Annotated in this window: 1 protein-coding gene; it reads left to right on the top strand. The window is 61.3% G+C overall.

All coding sequences use genetic code 11. The features are described from left to right. Positions 1–107: 107 nt before the first annotated feature. The coding region (locus B3C64_RS01365; RefSeq protein ID WP_291533209.1) for a cysteine ABC transporter substrate-binding protein at positions 108–897 on the top strand (790 nt) is incomplete at its 3' end.

Here is an 897-nt window from a genome sequence, read left to right on the forward strand (position 1 = left end):
CGTCGTGCGGGTGGGTGAATCGGCCGGAGCCGGCACCATCACGGGACTACCGGTGCCGGCACCGCAAACAAATTTTGATGGCAGTCATCTTGTAGAGAGGAGAAACCATGACCGCATCAATCATCAGCAGAACAGTGAAAAGCATCGTGGCCGCAGGAGCCGCGCTGGTTATGATGGCCTCCGTGGCCGCATGCGGTCCGTCCGCAGCCACGCCGAGCGACGAGGCGTCTTCGTCGAGCGGTTCCAGCTCCACCAAGACCACCGCGCGCACGCTGGATCAGATCAAGAAGTCCGGCGAGCTCAAGGTTGCCGTGTTCTCCGACAAGGCACCGTTCGGTTACGTCGACAAGGACGGCAAGTACGCCGGTTACGACATCGTCTTCGCCGAGCGTCTCGCCAAGGACCTGGGCGTGAAGGTCAAGTACACCTCCGTCGATCCGGCCGCCCGCGTGGATGTGCTCACCTCCAACAAGGTCGACATCACCCTCGCCAACTTCACCGTCACCGACGAGCGCAAGGAGAAGGTCGACTTCGCCAAGCCGTACATGAAGGTCGCGTTGGGCGTCGTCTCTCCGGAGAACGCCGAGATCACCGACGTGAGCCAGCTCAAGGGCAAGACCCTGATCATTGCCAAGGGCACGACGGCGGAATCCTACTTCGAGAAGAACTACCCGGAGGTCAAGCTGCAGAAGTACGACCAGTACGCCGACGCCTACAACGCGCTGCTTGACGGTCGTGGCGACGCGTTCTCCACCGACAACACCGAGGTGCTCGCATGGGCGAAGTCCAACAAGGGCTTCAAGGTCGGCATCACCAAGCTCGGCGATGAGGACACCATCGCGCCGGCGGTCCAGAAGGGCAACAAGGAGCTGCTCAACTGGATCAACGATGAGATCG

It is taken from the genome of Bifidobacterium sp. UBA6881 (genome assembly GCA_002451435.1).
Classification (GTDB): Bacteria; Actinomycetota; Actinomycetes; order Actinomycetales; family Bifidobacteriaceae; genus Bifidobacterium.